This is a genomic window from Lentzea sp. HUAS TT2, from assembly GCF_051853195.1.
In the GTDB taxonomy this organism is placed as follows: Bacteria; Actinomycetota; Actinomycetes; order Mycobacteriales; family Pseudonocardiaceae; genus Lentzea.
In genome coordinates, this window is record NZ_CP196667.1 from 6,986,730 (window position 1) to 7,009,839 (window position 23,110).

General features: G+C 70.3%; 23 protein-coding genes. 11 read left to right on the plus strand and 12 right to left on the minus strand.

Annotated features, from left to right (window positions below; translation table 11 throughout):
- Window positions 1–21 precede the first annotated feature (21 nt).
- A complete protein-coding gene (locus ACSHWB_RS33640) occupies window positions 22–2,826 on the plus strand; it encodes a BTAD domain-containing putative transcriptional regulator (protein ID WP_439657315.1) in 2,805 nt (934 codons plus the stop codon).
- Here ACSHWB_RS33640 and ACSHWB_RS33645 read toward each other — a convergent pair.
- Window positions 2,815–3,585: an SDR family NAD(P)-dependent oxidoreductase gene (locus ACSHWB_RS33645; RefSeq protein ID WP_439657316.1), complete on the minus strand. Its 771-nt coding sequence runs from the start codon at window positions 3,583–3,585 to the stop codon at window positions 2,815–2,817. The genes ACSHWB_RS33640 and ACSHWB_RS33645 overlap by 12 nt on opposite strands.
- A 98-nt stretch (window positions 3,586–3,683) precedes the next feature.
- Here ACSHWB_RS33645 and ACSHWB_RS33650 point away from each other — a divergent pair, with 98 nt between their 5' ends.
- Window positions 3,684–4,316 carry a TetR/AcrR family transcriptional regulator C-terminal domain-containing protein gene (locus ACSHWB_RS33650; RefSeq protein ID WP_439657317.1) on the plus strand — a complete coding sequence of 211 codons (633 nt, stop codon included), beginning with the start codon at window positions 3,684–3,686 and terminating at the stop codon, window positions 4,314–4,316.
- On the opposite strand, the gene ACSHWB_RS33655 is transcribed toward ACSHWB_RS33650, so the two are convergent.
- Genes ACSHWB_RS33655 through ACSHWB_RS33675 form a run of 5 tightly spaced genes read right to left on the minus strand, consistent with a single transcriptional unit; the run spans window position 4,285 to window position 9,206 of the window.
- Complete coding sequence (locus tag ACSHWB_RS33655; protein WP_439657318.1) at window positions 4,285–5,721, minus strand: acyl-CoA synthetase; 1,437 nt, start codon at window positions 5,719–5,721, stop codon at window positions 4,285–4,287. The two genes, ACSHWB_RS33650 and ACSHWB_RS33655, sit on opposite strands and share 32 nt — an antisense overlap.
- Window positions 5,660–6,976, minus strand: coding sequence for an MFS transporter (locus ACSHWB_RS33660; protein WP_439657319.1), 1,317 nt, complete (start codon window positions 6,974–6,976; stop codon window positions 5,660–5,662). Before ACSHWB_RS33660 ends, ACSHWB_RS33655 begins: the two co-directional genes overlap by 62 nt.
- Before the next feature lie 9 nt (window positions 6,977–6,985).
- Window positions 6,986–7,444 (minus strand): MaoC family dehydratase, encoded by a 459-nt coding sequence (locus ACSHWB_RS33665; RefSeq protein WP_439657320.1) that lies wholly within the window; start codon window positions 7,442–7,444, stop codon window positions 6,986–6,988.
- On the minus strand, window positions 7,441–8,316 hold the full coding sequence (locus tag ACSHWB_RS33670) for an amidohydrolase family protein (protein WP_439664718.1): 876 nt from the start codon (window positions 8,314–8,316) through the stop codon (window positions 7,441–7,443). Before ACSHWB_RS33670 ends, ACSHWB_RS33665 begins: the two co-directional genes overlap by 4 nt.
- 11 nt (window positions 8,317–8,327) lie before the next feature.
- Window positions 8,328–9,206, minus strand: a complete 879-nt coding sequence (locus ACSHWB_RS33675) for an SDR family NAD(P)-dependent oxidoreductase (protein WP_439657321.1) — start codon at window positions 9,204–9,206, stop codon at window positions 8,328–8,330.
- 91 nt (window positions 9,207–9,297) lie between these two features.
- Between ACSHWB_RS33675 and ACSHWB_RS33680 the strand changes: the two genes are divergently transcribed.
- Complete coding sequence (locus ACSHWB_RS33680) at window positions 9,298–10,089, plus strand: PaaX family transcriptional regulator (RefSeq protein ID WP_439657322.1); 792 nt, start codon at window positions 9,298–9,300, stop codon at window positions 10,087–10,089.
- A gap of 83 nt (window positions 10,090–10,172) precedes the next feature.
- Window positions 10,173–10,787, plus strand: coding sequence for an ester cyclase (locus ACSHWB_RS33685; protein ID WP_439657323.1), 615 nt, complete (start codon window positions 10,173–10,175; stop codon window positions 10,785–10,787).
- Window positions 10,788–10,794: 7 nt separating this feature from the next.
- Here the strand turns inward: ACSHWB_RS33685 and ACSHWB_RS33690 are convergent, their stop codons facing one another.
- The 3 genes from ACSHWB_RS33690 to ACSHWB_RS33700 all read right to left on the minus strand — a co-directional run bounded on the left by ACSHWB_RS33690 (window position 10,795) and on the right by ACSHWB_RS33700 (window position 13,024).
- Entirely contained in the window at window positions 10,795–11,643 is an 849-nt protein-coding gene (locus ACSHWB_RS33690; RefSeq protein ID WP_439657324.1) for a helix-turn-helix domain-containing protein, read from the minus strand.
- Window positions 11,640–12,137, minus strand: a complete 498-nt coding sequence (locus ACSHWB_RS33695) for an SRPBCC family protein (protein WP_439657325.1) — start codon at window positions 12,135–12,137, stop codon at window positions 11,640–11,642. Before ACSHWB_RS33695 ends, ACSHWB_RS33690 begins: the two co-directional genes overlap by 4 nt.
- Before the next feature lie 83 nt (window positions 12,138–12,220).
- Window positions 12,221–13,024, minus strand: coding sequence for an enoyl-CoA hydratase/isomerase family protein (locus ACSHWB_RS33700; protein ID WP_439657326.1), 804 nt, complete (start codon window positions 13,022–13,024; stop codon window positions 12,221–12,223).
- Window positions 13,025–13,160: 136 nt separating this feature from the next.
- Between ACSHWB_RS33700 and ACSHWB_RS33705 the strand changes: the two genes are divergently transcribed.
- The 4 genes from ACSHWB_RS33705 (at window position 13,161) to ACSHWB_RS33720 (ending at window position 16,319) form a co-directional block, all read left to right on the plus strand.
- Window positions 13,161–13,571, plus strand: a complete 411-nt coding sequence (locus ACSHWB_RS33705) for a winged helix-turn-helix transcriptional regulator (RefSeq protein ID WP_439657327.1) — start codon at window positions 13,161–13,163, stop codon at window positions 13,569–13,571.
- Window positions 13,572–13,746: 175 nt separating this feature from the next.
- Window positions 13,747–14,799, plus strand: a complete 1,053-nt coding sequence (locus tag ACSHWB_RS33710) for an aldo/keto reductase (protein ID WP_439657328.1) — start codon at window positions 13,747–13,749, stop codon at window positions 14,797–14,799.
- Window positions 14,800–14,839: 40 nt separating this feature from the next.
- Window positions 14,840–15,043 carry a hypothetical protein gene (locus tag ACSHWB_RS33715; protein WP_439657329.1) on the plus strand — a complete coding sequence of 68 codons (204 nt, stop codon included), beginning with the start codon at window positions 14,840–14,842 and terminating at the stop codon, window positions 15,041–15,043.
- Between the two features lie 97 nt (window positions 15,044–15,140).
- Complete coding sequence (locus ACSHWB_RS33720) at window positions 15,141–16,319, plus strand: winged helix DNA-binding domain-containing protein (protein ID WP_439657330.1); 1,179 nt, start codon at window positions 15,141–15,143, stop codon at window positions 16,317–16,319.
- A gap of 147 nt (window positions 16,320–16,466) precedes the next feature.
- On the opposite strand, the gene ACSHWB_RS33725 is transcribed toward ACSHWB_RS33720, so the two are convergent.
- Entirely contained in the window at window positions 16,467–16,862 is a 396-nt protein-coding gene (locus ACSHWB_RS33725; protein ID WP_439664719.1) for a RidA family protein, read from the minus strand.
- Between the two features lie 95 nt (window positions 16,863–16,957).
- Between ACSHWB_RS33725 and ACSHWB_RS33730 the strand changes: the two genes are divergently transcribed.
- Complete coding sequence (locus tag ACSHWB_RS33730) at window positions 16,958–17,935, plus strand: helix-turn-helix transcriptional regulator (protein ID WP_439657331.1); 978 nt, start codon at window positions 16,958–16,960, stop codon at window positions 17,933–17,935.
- Window positions 17,932–19,134: an MFS transporter gene (locus ACSHWB_RS33735; RefSeq protein WP_439657332.1), complete on the plus strand. Its 1,203-nt coding sequence runs from the start codon at window positions 17,932–17,934 to the stop codon at window positions 19,132–19,134. Before ACSHWB_RS33730 ends, ACSHWB_RS33735 begins: the two co-directional genes overlap by 4 nt.
- On the opposite strand, the gene ACSHWB_RS33740 is transcribed toward ACSHWB_RS33735, so the two are convergent.
- Together ACSHWB_RS33740 and ACSHWB_RS33745 are read right to left on the minus strand one after the other, a co-directional pair.
- Window positions 19,131–20,414 carry an SLC13 family permease gene (locus ACSHWB_RS33740; protein ID WP_439657333.1) on the minus strand — a complete coding sequence of 428 codons (1,284 nt, stop codon included), beginning with the start codon at window positions 20,412–20,414 and terminating at the stop codon, window positions 19,131–19,133. The genes ACSHWB_RS33735 and ACSHWB_RS33740 overlap by 4 nt on opposite strands.
- Window positions 20,415–20,493: 79 nt before the next feature.
- The gene (locus ACSHWB_RS33745; RefSeq protein ID WP_439657334.1) at window positions 20,494–21,000 is read right to left on the minus strand and encodes a CBS domain-containing protein; all 507 of its coding nucleotides are present in this window, start codon (window positions 20,998–21,000) and stop codon (window positions 20,494–20,496) included.
- A 166-nt stretch (window positions 21,001–21,166) separates the two neighbouring features.
- Here ACSHWB_RS33745 and ACSHWB_RS33750 point away from each other — a divergent pair, with 166 nt between their 5' ends.
- The gene (locus ACSHWB_RS33750; protein WP_439657335.1) at window positions 21,167–23,044 is read left to right on the plus strand and encodes an acyltransferase family protein; all 1,878 of its coding nucleotides are present in this window, start codon (window positions 21,167–21,169) and stop codon (window positions 23,042–23,044) included.
- The last annotated feature ends 66 nt before the right edge of the window (window positions 23,045–23,110 follow it).

The following is a 23,110-nucleotide window of genomic DNA, read 5'->3' on the forward strand; positions in this document are numbered from 1 at the left end:
AATCAGCGTTAGGGTCAGCGCGTGGTGACGTTCGGGGTGCTCGGCCCGCTGACCGCGGGATCCGCCCGCCTCGGCGGCCCGAAACAACGCGCCGTGCTGGCCCGCCTGCTGGTCGCCCGGCGCCGCGTCGTCCCGGTGCGCACGCTCGTCGCCGACCTGTGGGAAGACCCGCCCGACGGTGCCCTGGGCACGGTCCAGACGTTCGTCGGCGCGCTGCGGAAAGCCCTGGAACCGGACCGTCCACCCCGGACTCCTTCTTCTTTGCTGGTCACCGAGGGTGCGGGTTACGCGCTGCTGGCCGACGACGTGGACGCCTGGCGGTTCGAGGAGATGCTCGGCGGCGATCTGTCCGTCTTGGACAGTGCGTTGGCGTTGTGGCGCGGGCCCGCCTACGCCGAGTTCGCCGACGAGCACTGGGCACGGGCCGAGATCGACCGGCTGGAGGAACTGCGGCTCGTCGCGGTGGAGCGCCGGGCCGAGGCCGCACTGGCGCTGGGGCGGGCCGCGGGTGTGGTCGCCGACCTGCGCGCTCACCTGACCGATCACCCGTGGCGCGAAAAGGCCTGGAGCCTGCTCGCGCTGGCGCTGTACCGCGAAGGCCGCCAGGGTGACGCGCTGGAGGCGGTGCGCGAGGCCAGGCACGCGCTGGTCGAGAACCTCGGCGTCGATCCCGGCGAGGAGCTCCGCACGCTGGAGTCGGACATCCTGGCCCAGTCCCCGCGGCTGCGGCCCTCACCCGTGTCGTCGCTGGTGGGACGCGCCGCCGAGCTCGCGTTGCTGGAGACCGCCGTCCCGGCAGCGGGCCTGGGCATCGCCCTGGTGACGGGCGAGGCAGGCGTGGGCAAGACAGCCCTCGCCACGGCGTTCGCCGAGCTGCTGGCCAGCCGGGGCTGGCGGACGGTCTGGGCGCGCTGCCAGGAGGACGCGCCCGTCGCGTGGCCGTGGCAGCAGGTGGTCGAGGCGCTGGGGGAGGAGCTCGGCGCCGCGGACCGGTTCCGGCTCCGCCTGTCGATCGTGTCCACTGTGGAATCGGCCGCACCCGTCCTGGTGGTGCTGGACGACCTGCACCAGGCCGACGAGGAGACCCTCGCGGTGCTGGCCGCGTTCACCGGCCACCGGCTCTCCGGCCGGGTGTTGATCGTGGCGACCTCACGCTCCGCGGTGCCACTGGAGGCCCTGGCCCGTGCCGAACCGGTCCGGGTCGAGCTCGGAGGTCTGGACGCGGACGCCGTGGCCGCACTGGTCGGAGCGAAGAACGCGGTCGTGATCCACGAACGCAGCGGAGGCAATCCTTTCTACGTCAAGGAACTGGGACGGCTGGTCGCATCCGGCGGCGATCTCGGCTCTGTTCCGGCCGGTGTGCGTGACGTGCTCCGCCACCGCCTCGCCGGGCTGCCGGCCGAGGCGCGGACCGTGCTGCGCCAGGCCTCCGTGCTGGGCAGGGACGTCGAGGTGGACCTGTTGGCCGCACTGGCCGGTCACGACGTGCTCGACGCACTGGACCTCGCGATCGAAGCCGGGTTCGTCGTGGAGGTGGGGCCCGGCCACGCCCGGTTCACGCACGCGTTGGTGCGCGACACGGTGTATGAGGACGTCTCGCTGACCAGGCGTGCTCGCTGGCACGAGGCGGTGGCGGAGGCGCTGCGACCCGGTGAAGTGCAGACGCTCGCGCATCACTACGGCCTCGCGGGCACGAGGAGCGCGGCGGCGGCGAACGCGTTGGCGGAGGCCGCGGAGCAGACGCGTTCGCCACGTGAGGCGGTGAGGCTGTGGCGTGCCGCGATCGCGGCCGGCTCGGAGCGGTTGACGGGGCTGGTCAGGGCGTTGGCGGTGAGCGGAGACCTGGCGGCGGCACGGGAGCAGAGGTCGGCGGCGTTGCGGCTGGCCGGCGGTCCGCGGGAACTGGCCGAGGTGATCGGCTCGTACGACGTGCCCGGCATCTGGACCACGAACGACGACCCGGCCCACTCCGCCGAACTGATCGCCGCCGCCGGACGCGTCCTGCCCGCGTTCCCCGGTCCCACCGCGATCCGCGCCCGTCTGCTCGCCACCATCGCCATGGAGGACCGAGGCACCGGCGCCCGCCTCGGTGAAGCGCGGGAAGCCGAGGCCATAGCCCGTGACCTCGGCGATCCCGCACTCCGGGCGTTCGCGCTGAACGCCCGCTTCATGCACACCTTCCACCGCACGGGCCTCGCCCACGAGCGCGCCGCGATCGGCCGCGAACTCCTCGAGGTCGCCACCGACGTCACCTACGAGGTGCTGGGCCACCTGATCCTCGTCCAGGCCTGCTCCGCGCTCGCCGACTTCGGGACCGCCGACCTGCACGCGGCCGCGGCCGACGACCTCGCCCGGCGCCACGACCTGCCGTTGGTCGGTGTCTTCACCGACTGGTACGCGGCGCTGAAGCTCGTGGCGGCGGGGAAGGCCGCCGACGCCGATCGCGCCTACCGAGCAGCGGCCGAGCGCATCAGGGGCACCGGGATGTGGGGCATGGAACGCGGACTTCTGCCGCTGGCCCTGCTGAGCGTGCACGGGCCGTCCACAGCGGACCTCGATGACGACTGGGGCCCGTTGCTCGACTGGGTCCGCCCGCTGGCGCTGCCTCGTGACGAGGCGCTGGCCGCGGCGCGAGCGCTCCCGGACGGGCCGGCGGACCTGCTCACCGAGGTCCGCGCCTGCCTGCTGGCGATGGCGGCGACCAGACTGCACGACGACGAACTCGCGGAGCGCGCACATGCGCTGCTCCTGCCCGCCAAGGACGAGCTCGTGGCGGGCACCGGGCTGTTCACGTTCGGCCCGGTGTCGGACTACCTACGCGGCTAGGGCGGGTCCGAGCAGCAGGCCGCCGTCCAGCACGAACTCCGACCCGGTCGCGAACGCCGCCTCGGCCGACGCCAGGTAGAGCACCAGCGCGGTGAACTCGGCGGGCTCGCCCAGCCTCGGCACGGCGAACGGCGCGGGGGAGTAGAGGTCGCCGATCGCGGGCTGGCCCGCCGCGACCGGTTCGGTGATCAGCGGCGTCGACACGACACCGGGGTGGATCGAGTTGACCCTGATCCCGTCGCGGCCGAGCTCCAGCGCCGCGGTCTTGGTGAGGCCGCGCAGCGCCCACTTGCTCGCCACGTACGGCGCGTAATACGGCGAACCCACGTTGCCCATGGTCGAGGCGATGTTCACGATCGACCCGCCGCCGGCCCTGCGCAACGACGGCGCGACGTGCTTGATGCCGAGGAACTGGCCGGTCAGGTTCACCGCCATGGTCCGGTCCCAGACCTCGCGCGAGGTGTCCTCGATCAACGCGGCCGCGTGCTGCGCACCCGCGTTGTTGACCAGCACGGACACCGGCCCGAACCGCTCCTCCGCTGCCTGGACCGCAGCGATCCACGCGTCCTCGTCCGTCACGTCGAGCCGCACCGCGAACGCCCGCGAGCCCAGCTCCTTCGCGACCTTCGAGCCCGCGTCCAGGTCACGGGCGGCGATCACGACCTGGGCGCCTTCCGCGTGGAAGCCCCGGACGTGGCTCGCGCCCATCCCGCTGGTCGCGCCGGTGACGAGGACCGTCTTGCCGTCGAAGCGTGCCATCGTTCTCCTCCAGTGGTGAGTTGAGTGACTCACCTCGGAACGTTAGACACGAGCGGCATGGTGAGTCAAGTGACTCACCTCATGGCATACTGGAGGGCGTGCCGACCTACCACGAGCGCATGGCGGAGCAGAAGCGGACGGCGATCGTCGACGCGGCCACGGGGCTGTTCCTGGAATCCGGCTACGACAAGACCTCGCTCGCGCGCATCGCCGACGCGGCCGGGGTGTCGAAGGCGACGCTGTTCAAGCAGTTCCCGACGAAGGCCGAGCTGTTCGACGCGATCGTCACGGACTACTGGCGCACGGAGGAGGGCGCGCTCACGCCGCAGCCCGGTGATCCGGCGAAGGGGCTCCAGTCGCTCGGCAACCGGTACGTGGCGTTGCTGACCCGGCCGGGCATGGTCGCGCTGTTCCGCATCGTCATCGCCGAGGCGCCACGTTTCCCCGAGCTCGGCCAGACCCAGTTCAAGCTGGGCAAACAGCCGTTCTTCGACGCGGTCCGCGACTACCTCGCCGCCGAACACGAAGCCGGCACGCTGGAAGTGGAAGACCCGGTCCTGGCCGCGACCCAGTTCCTCGGCATGATCTCGAACTTCGCGTTCTGGCCCCGGATGCTGCTGATGAACTGGGCGCCCACCGAGAAGGCCATGGCCCACTCGGTGGACGAGGCGGTCCAGACGGTCCTGGCCCGCTACGAGGTCACAGCGGCAACCGGCGCAGCGCGGGCTTGAGGACCTTCCCTGACCCCGTGCGAGGCAGTTCGGCGACCACCTCGACGTGGACCGGGATCTTGTACTTCGCCAGGCGCGGCACCAGGAACTCCCGCAACCCGGCCGCGTCGACCACGGCACCGTCGCGGGGCCGGACGAACGCGCGCCCGACCTCGCCCCACCGCCGGTCCGGCACCCCGACGACGGCGACCTCCACCACGTCCGGGTGCGAGGTGATCGCGTTCTCCACCTCGGCCGGGTAGACGTTCTCGCCGCCGGAGATGTACATGTCCTTGAGGCGGTCCAGCACGTACAGGTGACCGTCGTCGAGCCGCCCGAGGTCGCCGGTGCGGAACCAGCCGTCCTCGGTGAACGCGGCCTGGGTGGCGACCGGGTCGTTCCAGTAGCCAGGGGTGACGTTCGGTCCCTGCACCTCGATCTCACCGGTGTCGGCCAGCCGCAGGTCGCCGAAGAACACGCAGGGCCCGGCCGAACCCGCCCGGCGAACGCTGTCCGCGGCCTCCAGGAACGTGGCACCGGGCGCGGTCTCCGTGAGGCCGTATCCCTGGCAGAACACCAGCCCCCGGTCCTGGTAGGCGCGGATCACCGCGTCCGGCACGGCCGCCCCGCCGCACAGCAGCACGCGCAACGACGACAGGTCCGCCTTCTCCCACAACGAAGACGAAGCCAGGTCGGCGTACATCGTGGACACACCGAACATCCACGTCACGCGGTGGGTCTCGATCAACGAGACGCACTCGGCGACGTCCCACCGCGGGGTGATCACGCTGTGCCCACCCTTGATGAAGGTGGGCAGCAACGTCTGCGTGAGCGCGGCGACGTGGAACAACGGCGCGGTGACCAGCGCGACCTCGTCCGAGGCGATGTCGACGCCGATCATCAGGTTGAACGTGTTCCACAACAGGTTGGCGTGACTCAGGATCGCGCCCTTGGGCCTGCCGGTCGTGCCGGAGGTGTAGAGGATCAGCGCGGCGTCGTCGACCCCGACCACCTCGTCCAGCGGCTCGTCGGAACCGCCGAGGAGCCAGTCCTCGTACGTGGAGAGCGACACGGCTCGCGGATGCTCCACGAGGTGCGAGGGCGCGTGCACCAGCACACGCGCCCCGCAGTCGGCCAGCTGATAGCTGATCTCCGCCGGCGTCAGCCGGAAGTTCAACGGCACGAAGATCGCGCCCAGCTGGTGCGCGGCGAACATGGTCTCGGCGAACGACGGGTGGTTCGGGCCGAGGTACGCGACCCGGTCACCGTGCCCCACGCCGAGCTCCCGCAACCGCCACGCCAGCCGGGTCGTGCGGACAGCCAGTTCCTCGTAGGAGGTGGAGACCCCTTGGTAGGTCAGCGCCTCACGCTTCGGCGCCATGCGTGCGCGGCGGTGTGGCCAGCTGCCCAGCCCCGAGTTCCGCATTCCTGTCTCCTGTCAGGCTGGTCCGGCTGGTCTCCCGCAGGATCACCGTGCACACCACGGTGAGCAGGCAGAAGGCCGCGAGGATGAACGGAATCGCGCCCGTGCCGGACGAGCGCTGCACCTGTGCGAAGAGCAACGGCGCGAGCCCCGCGCCCAGGCCCGCGAGCTGGTAGCCGAGCGAGGCACCGGTGTAGCGGCTGCCGGTGTTGAACAGCTCGCTGTACAGCGCGGCGAGCGGCCCGTACATCATCGGATGGATCACGGCCTGGCCGAGCACCAGGGCGATGACCACGTAGCCGTTGTCCACCAACGGGAACAGCACGAACCCGAACGCCGCCATGAGCACCGCGCCGGCGAGCACGACAGGTCTGCGGCCGAACCGGTCCGACGCCGCCGACCAGCCGAGGATGCCGATCACCGCGAGCGCCGAGGACAGCGTCAGCGCGTTGAGGATCGACTGCCGGCTGTTTCCGGCCTGCACGCCGTACGCGAGGATGAAGGTCGTCAAGGTCGACTGCGCGACGAACGCGGAGAGGCCGACGCCGATACCGAGCAGCAGCGTGCGCGGGTGGTTGCGCAGCACGTCGAGCAGCGGCATCGTGCCCTTCTTCCCCTCGGCCTTGAAGACGGGCGTCTCCTCGACCTTCAGCCGCACGAACAGGCCGATGCCGAGCAGCACCAGGCTCAGCAGGAACGGCACCCGCCAGCCCCACTCGAGGAACGCCTTCTCACCGACCAGCGCCGCGGTACCGCTCAGGGCGAGGGTCGACAGCACCATGCCGCACGGCGCGCCCGCGTTGGTGAAGCTCGCCCACAGCCCGCGCCGGGACGTGGCGTGCTCGGCGGACATGAGCACGGCGCCGCCCCACTCGCCGCCGACGGAGATGCCCTGCACCACGCGCAGCAGGATCAGTCCGGCAGGGGCGAGCCAGCCGACCTGGGCGTAGGTGGGCAGCAGGCCGATCAGGAAGCTCGCCACGCCCATCAGGCTCATGGTCAGCACGAGCATCTTCTTGCGCCCCAGCAGGTCCCCGTAGTGTCCGAAGAGGACTCCGCCGAGCGGCCGGGCGAGGTAGCCGGTGGCGAACGTGCCGAAGCTCGCGATCGTGCCGACCAGCGGGTCCAGCGAGGAGAAGAAGACCTTGTTGAACACGACCGCGGAGGCCGTGGCGTAGAGCAGGAAGTCGTAGTACTCGATCACGCTTCCGAGGAAGCTGGACGAGACCGCGCGGCGTAACTGCGTTGTTGTCGCCATGACTTCACCTCATGCGTAGTGGCGGTAGACGGCACGTGCGACGCAAGCGGGCTTCTCGGAGCCCTCGATCTCGACGGTGAAGTCGACGGTGAGCTGCACGCCGTCGCCCGGCACGTCCTCGACGGACGCGACCTGGCCCAGCAGCCGGATCTTCGCCCCGACCGGCACGGGTGCGGGGAAGCGCACCTTGTCCAGCCCGTAGTTGAGGCTCATCCGCACGCCCGAGACCTCGAGCAGCTCGGTCATCAACGGGATGAGCAGCGCCAGCGTGAGGTACCCGTGGGCGATCGTGCCGCCGAACGGCCCGGTGGCGGCGCGCACCGGGTCGACGTGGATCCACTGGTGGTCGTCGGTGGCGGTGGCGAACGTGTCGACGCGGCTCTGGTCGATCTGCAGCCAGTCGGTGTGGCCGAGACTCGTGCCCGCCAGGGCCTTGAGTTCGGCGATTCCTTGGACGGAGATGGTCACGCTTCCTCCTTCACGAGTCCGAGCAGCCGGGCGGCGTTGAGCTTGAGGATCTTGGGGCGGACCTCGTCGGAGATCTCCAGCTTGGCGAAGTCCGCGAGCCAGCGGTCCGGGGTGATCACCGGGTGGTCCGAGCCGAACAGGACCTTGTCCTGCAACAGGGTGTTGGCGTAGCGGACGAGCTGCGGCGGGAAGTACTTCGGCGACCAGCCGGACAGGTCGATGTACACGAACGGCTTGTGCGTGGCCACCGCGAGCGCCTCGTCCTGCCAGGGGAAGGACGGGTGCGCGAGCACGATCCTGAGGTGCGGGAAGTCGACGGCCACGTCGTCCACGAGCATCGGGTTGGAGTGCTTGAGCCTGATGCCACCGCCGCCGGGCACGCCGGCACCGATCCCGGTCTGTCCACTGTGGAACAGCGCGGGCACGCCGAGCTCCTCGATCACCTCGTAGAGCGGGTACGCCATCCGGTCGTCCGGGGAGAAGTCCTGGAGGCTGGGGTGGAACTTGAAGCCCCGCACACCGTGCTCCTCGACGAGCCTGCGGGCCTCCCGGACGGCGGTGCGGCCCTTCCACGGGTCGACGCTCGCGAACGGGATCAGCACGTCGGCGTGCTCGGCGCAGGACGCGGCGATCTCCTCGTTGGAGATGCGCGGGTGTCCGGTGGCGTGTTCCGCGTCGACCGTGAAGATCACCGCGGCCATCTTCCGCTCGCGGTAGATCCGGGCGGTCTCGGCGATCGTCGGCTGGCGGTGGGTGGACTTGAAGTACTTGGCGGACGCCTCGATCAGCGTGGGGCTCAGCGAACTGTGGCCGTCGCTGGAGATCTCCGCGTGCGTGTGGACGTCGATGGCGACGAGGCTGTCCACATCCATTTTGGGAACACTCATGGCGCCACCGGCATCGGGATCCCGTAGGTCTCGGCCTCGAACTCGCCGAACCGCTCGGCGATCGCGTCCGCGTCCCATCCGCCGTCCGCGAACAGGACCTGCTTCTCGACGGGGTGCGACCAGAGTGCGAGCTTGTCGCCGCCGACACCGATCGCCTGTCCCGTAACACCTTTCGCCGCGTCCGAGGCGAGGTAGACGATCAGGCCGGCGACGTCCTCGACGGTGCCCAGGCCTTCGTCGCGCCGCACCCACTCCGGCAACGGCGCGCCGGTCCGTTCCGACTCCTCGATCAACGGCGCGAACGCGGGGATCGTGCGGGTCATCTCGGTGGCGGCGACGGGGACGACCGCGTTGACGGCGATGTCCGAGCGGGCCAGCTCCAACGCCCAGGTCCGTGCCATGGCGGCGATCCCGGCCTTGGCGGCGGAGTAGTTGGTCTGCCCGAAGTTGCCGCGCTGCCCGGCGGGTGACGCGACCAGCACGAGGCTGCCGCCCGTGCCCTGTTCGCGCATCCGCACCGCCGCCGCACGCGCACACGTGAAGGTGCCGCGCAGGTGCACGTTGATCACCGCGTCGAAGTCGTCGTCGGTCATCTTCCACAGCACGCGGTCGCGCAGGATGCCCGCGTTGGTGACCAGGACGTCGAGCTGTCCGAACTCCTCGACGGCCGCCGCGACGAGCAGGTCGGCGGTCTCGGTGGACCCGACCGGCGCGATCACCGCGCGGCCCCCGATGCCCGCGGCGACCTCCTCGGCGCTCTCGTCCACGTCGTTGACGACGACCTTGGCCCCGTTGCGCGCCAACGCTTCCGCGTACGCCCGCCCCAGCCCGCGGCCGGCGCCGGTGACGATCGCGACCTTTCCCGACAGCTCCATCAGGCGAGTCCTCTCCGTTGGGGTCGCGACCCAAAGTAGGGCATATTCATGACGCTCGTCTAGATGCTGCCCAACATGTATCGTGAGCTGCGTGACGCCCCAGTCGTTGATGCTCAACTTCCTCGGCCTGTACGTGTTCGACCGCGGCATCGCGGTCTACTCGGGCAGCGTGATCGACGTGTTCGGGCGCGTGGACGTCTCGGAGGAGGCGGTGCGCTCGACGCTGACGCGCATGGCCTCGCGGGGCCTGCTCACCAAGCACCGCAACGGCCGCAAGGTCTACTTCGGACTCACGCCGCGCGCGACGGACGTCCTGAGGGACGGCGAGCGCCGCATCTGGCAGCGCGGCGCGGTCAACCGCGACTGGGACGGCACCTGGACCCTGGTCGGCTTCTCACTGCCGGAGGGCCGCCGCGGCGAACGGCACGACCTGCGCTCGCAGCTGCAGTGGGCGGGCTTCGGTCCGGTGCAGAACGGCCTGTGGATCGCCCCCGGTGCACGTGACGTGACCGAACTGGTCGAGGGGCTCGCGGAGAACGTCACGGTCTTCACCGCCCAGCACGCCAAACCGACCGAGGCGGCGGACCTGGCGCGCCGCGCGTTCGACACGGCCGCCATCGCCGCCCGCTACCAGGACTTCCTGACGAAGTGGCGTGAGCCGGACAGCACGCTGCCGGACGACCTGGCCCGCCAGTTGCTGCTGCACGCCGACTGGCTCGACCTCGTGCGGCAGGACCCGCATCTACCGGCCGAGCTGCTCGCGGGCGACTGGCCGGCGATCGAGGCGGAGCAGCTGTTCCAGTCCCTGGCCACCCGCTACGCCGAGACCGCGACCCCGCTCGCGGCCGCCGCCATCGACTCCATCGAGGTCGATGCTAGCTAGATCACAGCGCTGTCTTGGGTATAGCGCTATCGAAAAGTTAGTGCCACGCTCTCGTGCACACACCGAGTGGGAAGGTGCACGAGATGCTGAACCGTCGTTCGCTCATCACCCAGGGCAGCACTGCCGCTTTCGGCGCGATGGCGCTGGCGGCCGTGACCGGTGGCGTGGCCGAGGCCGCCGCTCCTGCGGGCTACTCGCCGTGGACGCCGCTGCCGGACCCGGCCACCACGCCGGTGCCGAACCCGCCGTTCGCCAAGGACCTGACCAGGGAGGAACGGGAGAACCTCCGTACGTTCGACGAGCTCGACTTCGACGTCTTCAGCCACCAGAAGTGGGCCCGGCTGGGGGAGAGCCACGCCCGCAACATCCGCGTGCACTGGCCCGACGGCCACTACACCGACGGCATCGACAGGCACGTCGAGGACCTCAAGGCCCTGTTCGTCTGGGCGCCGGACACCCGCATCGAGTCGCACTACCTGCGGGTCGCGAACGGCGGGCTGAGCGCGGTCGCCGGCGTCATGAAGGGCACCTTCACGCGGCCGATGCCGGACGGCAAGGGCGGTCTGATCCCGCCGACGGGCAAGAAGTACGCCATCAACATGGCCACCGTCGGGTTGTGGAACCGGCGCGGCACGATGGACGAGGAGTTCCTGTTCTGGGACAACCAGACGTTCTACCAGCAGATCGGGCTCGGCTGACCGGCCGTCAGCGGGCTTCGCTGAGCCGGGACGCACGCAGGAGGTCGAGCTGGTCGGCACCGCCGGTTCCCTGGGCCGCCGTGTAGGTGACGATGCGCAGGTCGACGCCGGGCACGGTCAGCACGTCGCAGTCCAGGGTGACGTCACCCAGCTCGGGATGCCTGATCGTCTTGAGGTCGCCGGTGAGCTGTCCCATGCCCGTCACCGACCACAGCTCACCGAAGAAGGGTGAGGCCGCCCGCAGGTCGTCCACGAGCGCCGCCAGGTCCGGGTCGGCCGGGTAGCGGGAGACCGCTTCGCGCAGGTCCGCCACGATCGCGGTCTCGAAGGCGTACGGCCCGGCCGCCGAGGTGACCGGGCGCAGGTACCAGCGGCCCTCGCCCGTGCCGAAGAGGGCGCGGGCGAGGTTGCGTTCGGCGGGCGGCAGGCCGGACGGATCGCCGTGCAGAGCCGTCCACATGTCGTTCCACCACAGCAGGCTCCAATCGGCGGCGAACACGCCGATCGGGAGATCGCCGAGGCGGTCGACGAGGCGGCGGATGCTCGGCGGCACGTGGGTGCCGACGACCTGGTCGCGAGGCGCGAGCAGACCCGCGGCACGGAAGAGCTGGTCGCGTTCGGCAGGGGAGAGCCGCAGCGCGCGGGCCAGGGCCGAGACCACCTGGGCTGACGGGTTGGTGGCCCGGCCCTGCTCCAGCCGCAGCACGTACTCGTGGGACAGACCGGCGAGCTCGGCGAGCTCCTCGCGGCGCAGCCCGGGGGCGCGCCGACGAGCTGACCGGGCGTAGCCGGCATCAGCCGGGTCGAGGCGATCGCGCCAGCCGCGCAGCAGGTCACCGAAGCTCAGGCCGCTCACTCCTCCATGATCGCACCAGGCGTGTCCTGCGCCACCGTCACCATCCGAGCGAGCGCGGCGCGCATGTAGCGGGTCCAGAGCGGCTTGAACGGCCCGGCGACGATCCAGCGGCGGCCAGGCAGTGGCCGGAAGTCGTAGGTCCACCGGATCGACGTGCCGGTGCCGTCGGGGAGGAACGACCACTCGCCACGCACCCCGGAGACCAGCTTGGCCAGCACGTTGGTGAAGCCGCTGAGCTCGTAGGCGAACCCGTGTCCGTCCACGACCTCGGTGAGCCGCTCGTCGGCCTTGGAGCCGTCGGTGAACCAGGTCTGGCGCGAGGTCCCCGGCCGGTCCCAGACGCCGGTCTGGCCGCGCACCTCCGCGACGCCGGGGAACGGTCCCCACGGCCTGAAGACCCGGGAGAGGTCGATCGGCACGATGACCCGGTGGGTGTGGGCAGGGCTGGACGTCGTACGGGCGAAGACGGTGATCGGAACGCTCTTTTTCGTCATGCCACGAGCATCACGGGCCGTGCCCGCCCGAGGCAGACACCTGTCAGTACATACCCTCGAGGTCTCGCCGTGCCGTTCGTGGCTCAGCCGGCGATGGTGCGCATCAGGGTTTCGAGGTCGCGCTCGCCTTCCCGTGTCTGGACTCCGTTCGGCAACGCCGCGTCCATCAGCTTCCGCACGGCGGGCGATTCGATCCGGGACGCCCAGGCGTCGTGCTCGCGCAGGTATCCGGCGGCGAGGTCGTCGGCGGGCAGGGCCTGCTTCACCGCGGCGACGACTCCTTCGGGGAGCGCGGCGATGTTGCGGGCGATCCGGTCGACGAAGCCGCGCAGTTCGGAGGCCGGGACGGCGCGGTTGATCCAGCCGTAGGCGGCGGCGGTCTCGGCGTCGACCAGGTCCGCGGCCAGGACGATCTCCAGGGCGCGGTTGCGCCCGACCCGTTCACGCAGGTACTGCGTGCCGCCGCCACCGGGAACGATCCCCATGAGCGCCTCGACCTGGCCGAGCCCGGCGGTCTCGGCCGCGGCGAAGGCCATGTCCGCGGCCGCGACGAACTCCGCGCCACCGCCACGGGCCTTGCCCGCGAGCTCGACGATCGTCACCTGGGGCTGGTGGCGCAGCAGTTCGCCGACGGCCTGGAACACGTTGACACCCGCGGGAGCGGCCTTGGCGAGCTCGTCGAGGCCCTCCGCGTCCTCCAGGACCAGCATGTCGACGTGGGCGAGGAAGAACTCCGGGTCGGCGCTGGCGAAGACGACGACCCGGACCGACGGGTCGTCGCGGAACCCGTCGAGCAGGCTGCGCAGCTCCCGCATCATCGTCACGCCGAGCACGTTCACCGGCGGGTTGTGCAGCACAACGCGGGCGACACCACGATCGGTGCTCACTCGCAGAGTCGAGTAGGGCTGTCCGGTCATCACGGAACTCTCCAGTTACTGATAGGCACGTAGGTTTGCGATGCATACCTATGCTGTTCAGCGCGCTGGAATAGATCAAGAACGCACTTCGGGAGAACCAGGGATCATGAGGGATACCTACCTGCTCGGCGAGGTCGCGAACGTCACCGGCGACCGGGTCGTGTTCCGCGCGGACTGCCCCAGCAGGCCGATCCTCGACCAGATCGCGGACAAGTGGTCCATGATGATCATGGCGGTGCTGGAGCGGCCGACGCGGTTCAACGAGCTGATGCGCCGACTGGAAGGGATCACCCAGCGCGTGCTCACCCAGTCGCTGCGACGGCTGGAACGCAACGGGATGATCCGCCGCACGGTGCTGCCGACCTCGCCGGTCGGCGTCGAGTACTCCCTCACACCGCTGGGCGAGTCCCTGCGCGAGCCGTTCGGACACCTCTACGCCTGGACTGTCGAACACAGCGCCCAGATCCAGCAAGCCCAGCATTCCTACGACCACGACGGCGCCACGCCGCAAGCTTGAGTTCGGTCGTGACCGGCCGAGGCCATCTGACCGACCGGCACGCCCGTTCTCCGTTTCTTGCAGGGTGATCAGATCGCGTCGAGCAGAGGACGAACCCTGACCTGTACTCGCGAGACAGTGTTGCTGTCACAGGAAATCCCTGAGGACAGGAACCGCTCGCGAAGGATCGGAATTCATGCAAACCCGCCCGCTGGGCCGCACCGGCATCCAGGTCAGCCCCTACGCGCTGGGCACGATGCTGCTCAACTCGTACGGCAATCCCGACCAGGACGAGTGCGTCCGCATCGTGCACCGGGCCCTCGACTCCGGCATCAACTTCGTCGACACCGCCGACGTCTACGGTCCCGACGGAGAATCGGAGACGATCCTCGGCAAGGCTCTGCGTGGCCGCCGCGACGACGTCGTGCTGGCCACCAAGTTCAACGGCCCCATGGGCGCCGACCCCAATCGGCGCGGCAACTCCCGTCGCTGGATCGTCTCCGCCGTCGAGGGATCGCTGCGCCGTCTCGGGGTCGACCACATCGACCTCTACCAGGTCCACCACCCCGAACCCGGCACCGACATCGAGGAGACGCTCGCCGCGCTGACCGACCTGGTGCGCGTGGGCAAGATCCGCGCCATCGGTCACTCCAACCTGCCCGCCGCGGAGATCGTCGAGGCCCAGTGGGTGTCCGAGCGGCGTGGGCTGGCCCGCTTCCGCTCGGAGCAGCCGCACTACTCGATTCTCAACCGCGGGATCGAACGCGATGTCCTTCCGGTGTGCGAGCGCTACGGACTGGGCGTCATGGTGTGGAGCCCGCTGGCGATGGGTCTGCTCGGTGGCCGCCTGCGCAAGGGCAACGCCGAGACCGCCTCGGCCGGCCGTCTGCACTGGGCAGGGAAACACCTGACCGACGAACGCAAACTCGATGCCGTAGAGGCACTCGCACAGGTCGCTGCAGAGGCTGGGATGTCGTTGCCCCACCTGGCCCTGGCCTTCGTGACCGCCCACCCTGCGGTCACCTCCGCGGTCATCGGTCCCCGCGTCCTGGACCAGCTCGACGACCTGATCGCGGGAGCCGACACCCTGCTCGGTGACGACGTGCTCGACCGCATCGACGAGATCGTGCCGCCGGGCAGTGACGTCGGACCGATGGACGTCGCCTACGTCACCCCGCCGATCACTCACCCGGCTCTGCGCCGCCGCACCGTCGACACCCGCGCCGCACGGCAACGGTCTCCGCAGTGAGGACTGCCTGCTCGGCCGGCGGCCGAGCAAGGCTGTGGTCGTGTCCGCGGTCGCGCTCGCCGGCCTGGGCGGCCGGGTACTTCATGCGACGGGATCGGCCCGCTGGTGTGCACCGTGGTCGACGTGCTCACCAGCGCGCCGCTGTTCGCCGCACGTCGGCCATCTCGTCGCGATGACCTTCAACATCGCCATCAACCCGAACTTCCCGCACCCGCTGCGCTACGGCCTGCTCAACGCTCCCTAACTTCCTCGTCGGCGGCGTGGTCACCAGCCTCGCCCTGGTCTTGATCTGACACCGCGGCCACGCGCGTCGTCGCGTAGCCGGACAACAGGAACAACAGATGCCTCCGAAGATCGACGTCGAACAGCGCCGGGCTCGCCTCGGTGTCCGCCACCACCTGGCCGTGCCCGCGACCACGACCAGGGAGGCGATCGCGGGTGTCGCGCTGCACGCCACCGATCCCGCGACGGTTCACCTCTCGGTGGCCGCACGGCTCGGGCGGCCGGCGGTTCCGGACGTCGAACGCGTGCTGTACCAGGAGCGCACCTGCTTGCGACTGCTCGGCATGCGCCGCACGGTGTTCGTGACGGATCTCGAGACCGCGGCTCTGGTGCAGCACGGTTGTTCCGCGGACGTCGCGGCGAGACATCGGCGGCTGCTGGAGAAGGAACTCGGACAGCAGGGACACCCGGAGAACGTGCCGGAACCGACGACGTGGCTGGCCGAGGTCGAAACCGCGGTCGAGGCCGCGCTGCACAACCTCGGATCGGCAACGGCGACCCAACTGGCCGGCGTGGAACCGCGGCTGCGCCAGCAACTGCTGATGTACGAGGGAAAGCCGTACGAAGCGATCAGCAACGTCACCAGCCGGGTGTTGTTCCAGCTGGCCGCGGACGGCCGGATCGTCCGCGGCCGGCCGCGCGGCACATGGCTGAGCACGCAGTACGTCTGGCACCCCTTGCGCGAGTGGATCCCGGACGGTCTGAAGTCGTGGGAGCCCGACGCGGCGAGGACGGAGCTGGCGCGGTTGTGGTTGCGCGCGTACGGCCCTGCGCCGGTGTCGGACCTGCGGTGGTGGACGGGCTGGACGATCGGGCAGACGAGCAGGGCGCTGGCCGGGGTGGCGGCGGTGGAGGTCGAGCTGGACGGCGTGACAGGGCTGGTGCCGGCCGACGACCTGGAACCGGTGGCCTCGCCGGAGCCGTGGGCGGCGTTGCTACCGAGCCTGGACCCGACGGCGATGGGCTGGCAGGACCGGCGCTGGTTCCTGGGCGAGCACCAGAAGGCGCTGTTCGACCGGGCGGGCAACATCGGCCCGACGGTCTGGGCGAACGGCCGCATCGTGGGCGGCTGGGCGCAGCGCGCGACCGGCGAGGTCGTACACCGGCTGCTGGAGAACGTGTCATCGGAGGAACGGAGGCTGGTCGACGAGGCAGTCGGCCACTGCGCGACGTGGCTGGGTGGGACCCGCGTGACACCGCGGATGCGGACGCCGCTGGAGCGCGAACTGGCGACGTGACGGCCGAGGAAGGCCGCCGCACCTCGGTCGTCGGGACGAGCTCGGGGTGGTGCTCTTAGACGATCCCGGCCTGGGCGGGTGCCGCCTGCAACCGCAGGAACGACGTCTCGTCGAAGCCGTGCACGCCGATCGGCACCACCCCGAGCGTCACGCCACGGCCGTTCCTTCCAGCTCCACCATCAGCTCGGGGATCGCCAGCCGCGTCACCCCGAGCAACGTCGTCGGCGGCGCCACCCGCGCGCCGCCGAGCCGCGCAGCCAGCACCCCGTAGTGCTGGAACAGCAGGTCGACGTCGGTGGTGTACACGGTGAGCCGCACGAGGTTCGCGAGCGACATCCCCGCCTCGGCCAGCACCGCCTCCAGGTTGTCCAGGCTCAGCGCCACCTGCGCCGCCATGTCGCCGGCGTGCTCGGGCTTGCCGTCACCGTTCGTCGAGGTCTGGCCCGCGCAGTACAGCGTGCGCTGCTGGCCGGTGACGACCTCGCCCTGGTGGTAGCCCAGCTCCGCCGACCACGGCCACGGGTTGACCGGCGTTCGTTCCACAGCCACGACAGCTCCATTCGATCTCTTCGACAGTGCCGTCAGCCTCGCAACCGATACACGACATCCTGTGTCACGTATTCCCGTACGGTTTTCGCATGCGTGCCGACCGGTTGGTCTCGCTGGTCCTGCTGCTGCGGCGGCACGGTCAGCTGTCGGCGACCGCTCTCGCCCGTGAGCTCGAGGTGTCCACGCGCACGGTGCTGCGCGACATCGAGGCGCTCTCGGCGGCGGGCGTCCCGGTCTACGCCGAACGTGGCCGGCACGGCGGTTTCGCGCTGCTGCCCGGCTTCCAGACCGAGCTCACCGGCCTGAACCACGACGAGGCGCTCGCCCTTCTCGTTGCCGGGGCCCGCCGCGGCGCGCAGGTGTTCGGGCTCGGGTCCGCGCTCGCCTCGGCCATGCTCAAGGTCGTCGACGCGCTGCCGGAGAGCTATCGGCGCACGGCGGCCGGTGCGGCCGAACGGCTGCTCATCGACCCGGCGACCGACCTGCTCGCCCGGCGCGCGGCCGAGGAGGAGCTGCCGGACGAGGTCGTGGCGCAGGTCCGGCGCGCGGTGTTCGCGGGACACCGGCTGCGGATCCACTACGAGGCGATGGACCGGGCGCCGCAGTGGCGGACGGTGGACCCGATCGGCCTGGTGACCGTGCGCGAGCAGGGGTATCTGCTGGCGAAGAGGTCGGGGGAGGACCGCACCTACCGGCTGTCGCGGATCCTCGCGGCCGAGGAGCTGGACGAACCGGCGGAGCGGCCGGACCGGGTCGACCTGGACCGGGCCTGGCAGGAGCGCAGCACGCGGTTCCGGACCGGCGGCGACCAGGTCGCCGTGGTGCTGCGGGTGCACCCGGCCCGGCGTGAGGAGCTGGTGGGCACCGCGCTGGCCGTGCTCGCGGAGGAACCCGACGACGACCGGCTGCGGATGGAGGTCACGTTCCAGGACCCGCGGCACGCCGAGTGGGCGGTGTGGCGGCTGGCGATGGGGGCGGAAGTCGTTGAGCCGCAGTGGTTGCGCGCCGCACTGAGGGAACGGGCGCTGGCGGTCGCCGCCCGGTACAGCGAGGGGGAGCAGCGGTGAGCACCGACTTCGGTCGTTACCTGAACGCGCGGGTGCTGTCGGTCACCGGCGCCGTCGTGTCCGCGGTGGCGCTGCCGGTGCTCGTCTACCAGCTGACCGGGTCGGCGGGCTGGACGTCGGCCGTCACGGCGGCGGAAGCGTTGCCGTACCTGGTGTTCGGGCTGCTGGCCGGTGCGCTCGCGGACCGGCTGGACCGCCGCCTGATGATGGTGGCGATGGACCTCGCGGTCGCCGCCGTGCTGCTGAGCGTGCCGCTGGCGTGGCTGGCCGGTGGACTGACCGCGCCGCACGTCGTGGTGGTGGCGTTCACGACGCAGACGGCGTTCGTGTTCTTCGACGCGGCGAACTTCGGCGCGCTGCCGGCGTTGGTGGGCAAGGAAAAGCTCGCCACGGCCTACTCGACGCTCTACGGGCGCACGACCGTCGTGGAACTCGTGGTGCCCGGCGTGACGGGTCTGCTCGTGGCGATCGTCGCTCCGGCGGCACTGCTGGCGGTGAACGCGCTGACGGCTGTGGGGTCGGCGCTGTTGTTGCGTGCGATCACGAGCAGCATGGCCAATCCACGGCCGGTGCAAGGTGCGGGGGCGCTTGCCCAGGACGTCCGCGAAGGACTGAGGTTTCTCTGGCACGAACCGATCATCCGGCTGCTCACGCTCGTCGGGGCCACGCACTCGGTGGCGAGCGGCGCGTGGATGGCGGTGCTCGTGCCGTTCGCGGACCAGGTGCTGGGGGTCGCGCCGAAGGGGGACACCCGGCTCGCCGTGCTGTTCACCTGCTGGGGCGTCGGCGCGGTCATCGCGTCGCGGGTGTTCCCGAAGTTGACGGCGCGCTGGGGCAACGCGAAGGTCGCGCTGGCCGCGCTGCCGCTCTCGTTGCTCTGCGGTGTCCTCGTGCTGGTCAGCGGGCACTGGCTCGTCCTCTGCGTGACGGCGACCTGCTGGGGTGTCGCGGGCGCGGTCGCGGTGATCAACGGGATCACCTACCGGCAGCAGGTCTGTCCGGACGACCTGCAGTCGCGGGTGAACACCACCGCCCGCATGGTCGCCTGGGGGCTCGGTCAGCCCCTCGGGGCGGCGCTGGCGGGTGTGCTGTCGGTCGCGACCGGTGATCCACGGGCAGGGCTCGGCGCCGGGCTCGCCGTGCTGCTGGCCGGCGTCGTCGCGGCCTGGGTGTCACCCGTGCTGCGCCGAGCGGCCTAGAAATACCGCAGCCACACGTAACCCCAGGCCATCGCGGTGCTGACCAGCGTCACCACGATGCCGTAGCGGGTGAACTGCCAGAAGCTGATCCGGTGTCCCGCGCGGGCGGCGATGCCGAGCGCGACGACGTTGGCGCTGGCGGCGACCGCGGTGCCGTTGCCGCCGAAGTCCGCGCCGAGGGCGAACGACCACCACAGCGCGCGGCCCGTCCCGGCGTCGGGGATCTCGGCGACCATGCCCTCGACCACCGGGGTCATCGTGGCGACGTACGGGATGTTGTCGAAGAACGCGCCGAGCACGCTGGAGCCGAACAGCAACGCGGAGGCGGCGGCGAAGTAGTTGTCGCCGAAGGCCGAGACCGCCCACGTGCCCACGGTCTCGATGACTCCGGTGTGGACGAGTCCCGCCACCATCACGAACAGGCCCATGAAGAACGTGAGCGTCGGCCACTCCACCTCGGCCAGCACGTCGGAGACGTCGACCCGCGTCACGAGCAGCATCACTCCCGCGCCGACGAGGGCCACGACCGCGGGGTCGAGGTGCAGCACGGCGTGCAGGCCGAACCCGATCACCACCGCGGTGAAGACGACCAGGCAGCGGCGCAGCATCGCGGGGTCGGTGATGGCCCGGCGTTCCTGCAACGCCATCACGGCCTCGACGTGCTCCGCGTTGTACTGGAAGGACTTGCGGAACAGGACTTTCGTGAGCAGCACGAACACCACGAACACGACCGCGACGATCGGTGCCATGTGGACGAGGAAGTCAGTGAACGTGAGCCCGGCCCGGCTGCCGATGATGATGTTCGGCGGGTCACCGATCAACGTCGCGGCGCCACCGATGTTGGACGCGAGCACCTCGGCGATCAGGTACGGCTGGGCGGCGATGCGCAGCCGGTTGCACACGACGATCGTGACCGGCGCGACGAGCATGATCGTGGTGACGTTGTCCAGGAACGGCGACGCGATGGCGGTGATGATCATCAGCATCACCATCAGCCGGTACGGGCGCCCGCGTGCCTTCTTGGCCGCCCAGATGGCGAGGTAGTCGAACACGCCGGTCTGCTTGACGATCCCGACGATGATCATCATGCCGAACAGCAGGAAGATGACGTTCCAGTCGATGCCCGCGTGCTCGGAGAAGAACACCTCGGAGCCGGGGACCAGGCCGAGCACGGCCATCAGCCCCGCCGCCACCAGCACGACCTTGACCTTGTTCGCCTTCTCGGTGGCGATGAAGAAGAACGCGACGAGGAAGATCGTCAGGGCAAGGGCGGCGCTCACGGATCTCCCAACGGGACGGGTGTCACCGCCGGCGCGAGTTCAGCGCGCCGGCGGTGACGGTGACAGGTGGTCCGGGGGCTCAGTCCTCGGCCGTGTAGACCGCGAGCGAGGTGATGAGGCGGTCGAGGGTGATCGCGCCGACGAGCGCTCCTGCGTCGTCGACCACGGCGACGAGCGGGCTGTGCTGGCGGGCCATCAGGGCCGCGACCTCCAGCAGCGTCGCGTCGGCGCGGACGGTCGCGGGTTTGGCGCGCTGGTTCGGTGCCACGTCGCCGACGGTGCGGTCGCTCAGCTCCATCCAGAACAGGTCCGCGTGGCCCTCGTCCACCACGCGGGCGAGCGCCGGATCGTCCTGATAGGACTGAGGTACCGCGAGCCGCAGCACCTGGGTGCCGGGCAGCACGGTCCACGGCCGGCCGCGGTCGTCGACCACGATCAGTCCCGGCAACCGGTTGACCGCCATCACCCGCACCGCCTTGGTGACGGGGTCGTCGACCGTCACGGTCGGAACGTTGATGGCGATGTCGCGTGCCTGCATGGCATCAGCCCGTTCGGTGCGTCCGGCCAGTCGTCCCGCTGTGGACATGGTCGCCTCCCGTCTCCAGCCAGGTCGTGGTGGAAGTCTGTGCGGGACGGCCGCCCGGAACCATCGGGTGTGACACCCATTCCGGGCGCTTCGGACATGTAGTTGCGCCGAAGTTGGGTGTTGCCACGGATTTACCGGAACGCTGCGGGACGTCAGCCTCGCAGGCGTGTCAGGAAGTGATCACGACGAACCGTCGCCGAGGACCTATCGTGCCGAACTGCAGGGCCTGCGCGCGGTGGCCGCACTGCTCGTGGTCGTCTACCACGTGTGGCTGGGCCGCGTGTCCGGCGGCGTCGACGTCTTCTTCCTGATCTCCGGTTTCCTGGTGACGGGTCAGCTCGTCCGTGCCGTCGAACGCGGGCGGCTGGACCTGCGCGCGTTGTGGAGCAGGATGGCCAAGCGGCTGCTGCCCGCCGCGTTCGTCGTGCTCGGCGTGACGCTGGTGGCCGCGGCGGTGCTGCTGCCGGAGAACCGCTGGCCGCAGACCGTGCGCGAGGTGATCGCCTCGGCGTTGTTCCTGGAGAACTGGCAGCTGGCGTCGGACTCCACCGACTACTACGCCCAGCACGACCAGGCGAGTGTCGTGCAGCACTTCTGGTCGCTGTCGATCCAGGGGCAGTTCTACCTGCTCTGGCCCTTGCTGGTCCTGGTGGTCACGCTGCTGCGCCGCTCGTTGTTCCGCGTGCTGCTGGCGGTTTTCGCACTCTCGCTCGGCTATTCGGTGTGGCTCACCTCCGCAGATCAGCCGCTGGCCTACTTCCACACGGCGACGCGGATCTGGGAGTTCGCGTTCGGCGGCCTGCTGGCGCTGGCCGTGGCGCGGATCGACCTCGCTGGTCCTGTTAGGACGGTGCTGGGCTGGGTGGGCCTGCTGGGCCTGGTGGTCTGCGGGGTGGTGCTGGACGTCGGCGCGGGATTCCCGGGCTACCTGGCGTTGTGGCCGACGACCTGCGCGGCGCTGGTGATCGCCGCCGGTGCCACCGGCAGCCGCTTCGGCGCGGACCGGCTGCTGGCCGCCGAACCGCTGCGCTACCTGGGAGATCTCAGCTACGCGCTCTACCTGTGGCACTGGCCGGTGCTGGTGGGCTGGCTCGTGCTGCACGGACGCAGTGAGGTCGGACTGCTCGGCGGAGTGGCGATCATCGGCGCGTCGCTCGTGCTCGCGGCGGCGACGCACCTCCTGGTGGAGGAGCCGGTGCGCAGGTCTCGCTGGCGGGCGCGCACGCTCACGGCGTTGCTGCTCGTGCCGTTGCTGGCGGCGTCCGTCGTCCTGCAACCCCTTCGGCCGCGCGAGGTCGTGGCCGCGCAGCTCCCGGCCACGGACTTCGCCACGCTCGACGGCCAGCACTGCGAGAGACCTGCCCACGACCAGGCACTCGACGTCTGTTACGGCCCGGTCGAAGGCACACCGGTCAAACGAGTGGTGATGGTCGGCGACTCCCACATCCAGCAGTACGTGGCCGCCTTCGCCCCGATCGCGGAACGCCGGAACTGGCAGCTGATCGTCATGCTCAAGGGCGGCTGCCCGTTCTCGACGCGGTCGGAGAAGTTCCCGGCGGACCAGTCCTGCGTGCGGTGGAACGAGAGCGCGGCGACCGAGATCCTCAGCATCCGCCCCGACTTCGTCTTCACCCTCGCCACCCGTGACGTCCAAGTAGGACTCACCGAGCAGACACCGCCGGGGTTCGTCGACCGCTGGCGCCAGCTCGACGCGGAGCAGATCCCGGTGATCGCGGTGCGCGACAACCCGCGCTACAGCTTCTCGGTGCTCGACTGCGTGCAGGTGCACGGTCCCGCGGCCCGCTGCGGCGCACCCCGGGCCGAGCTGCTCGCACCCGTTCCGCCCTACGCACACCTCGACGTGCCGTCCAACGTGTCGTTCCTCGACTTCAGCGACCACCTCTGCACCGAGGACCAGTGCCCGCCCGTCGTCGGCGACCTGCTGGTCAACTTCGACGACAACCACGTGAGCGCCACGTTCATGCGCGCGCTGTCCCCGGTGGTCGAGGAGGCGCTCGACACCATCACCGAGCCGTCACCGTGAAAGTCCCGGTTGTTGTGAAGAGGTCATGAAGATCGCAGACGGGACGATCCGCGCGCCCTACGTTCG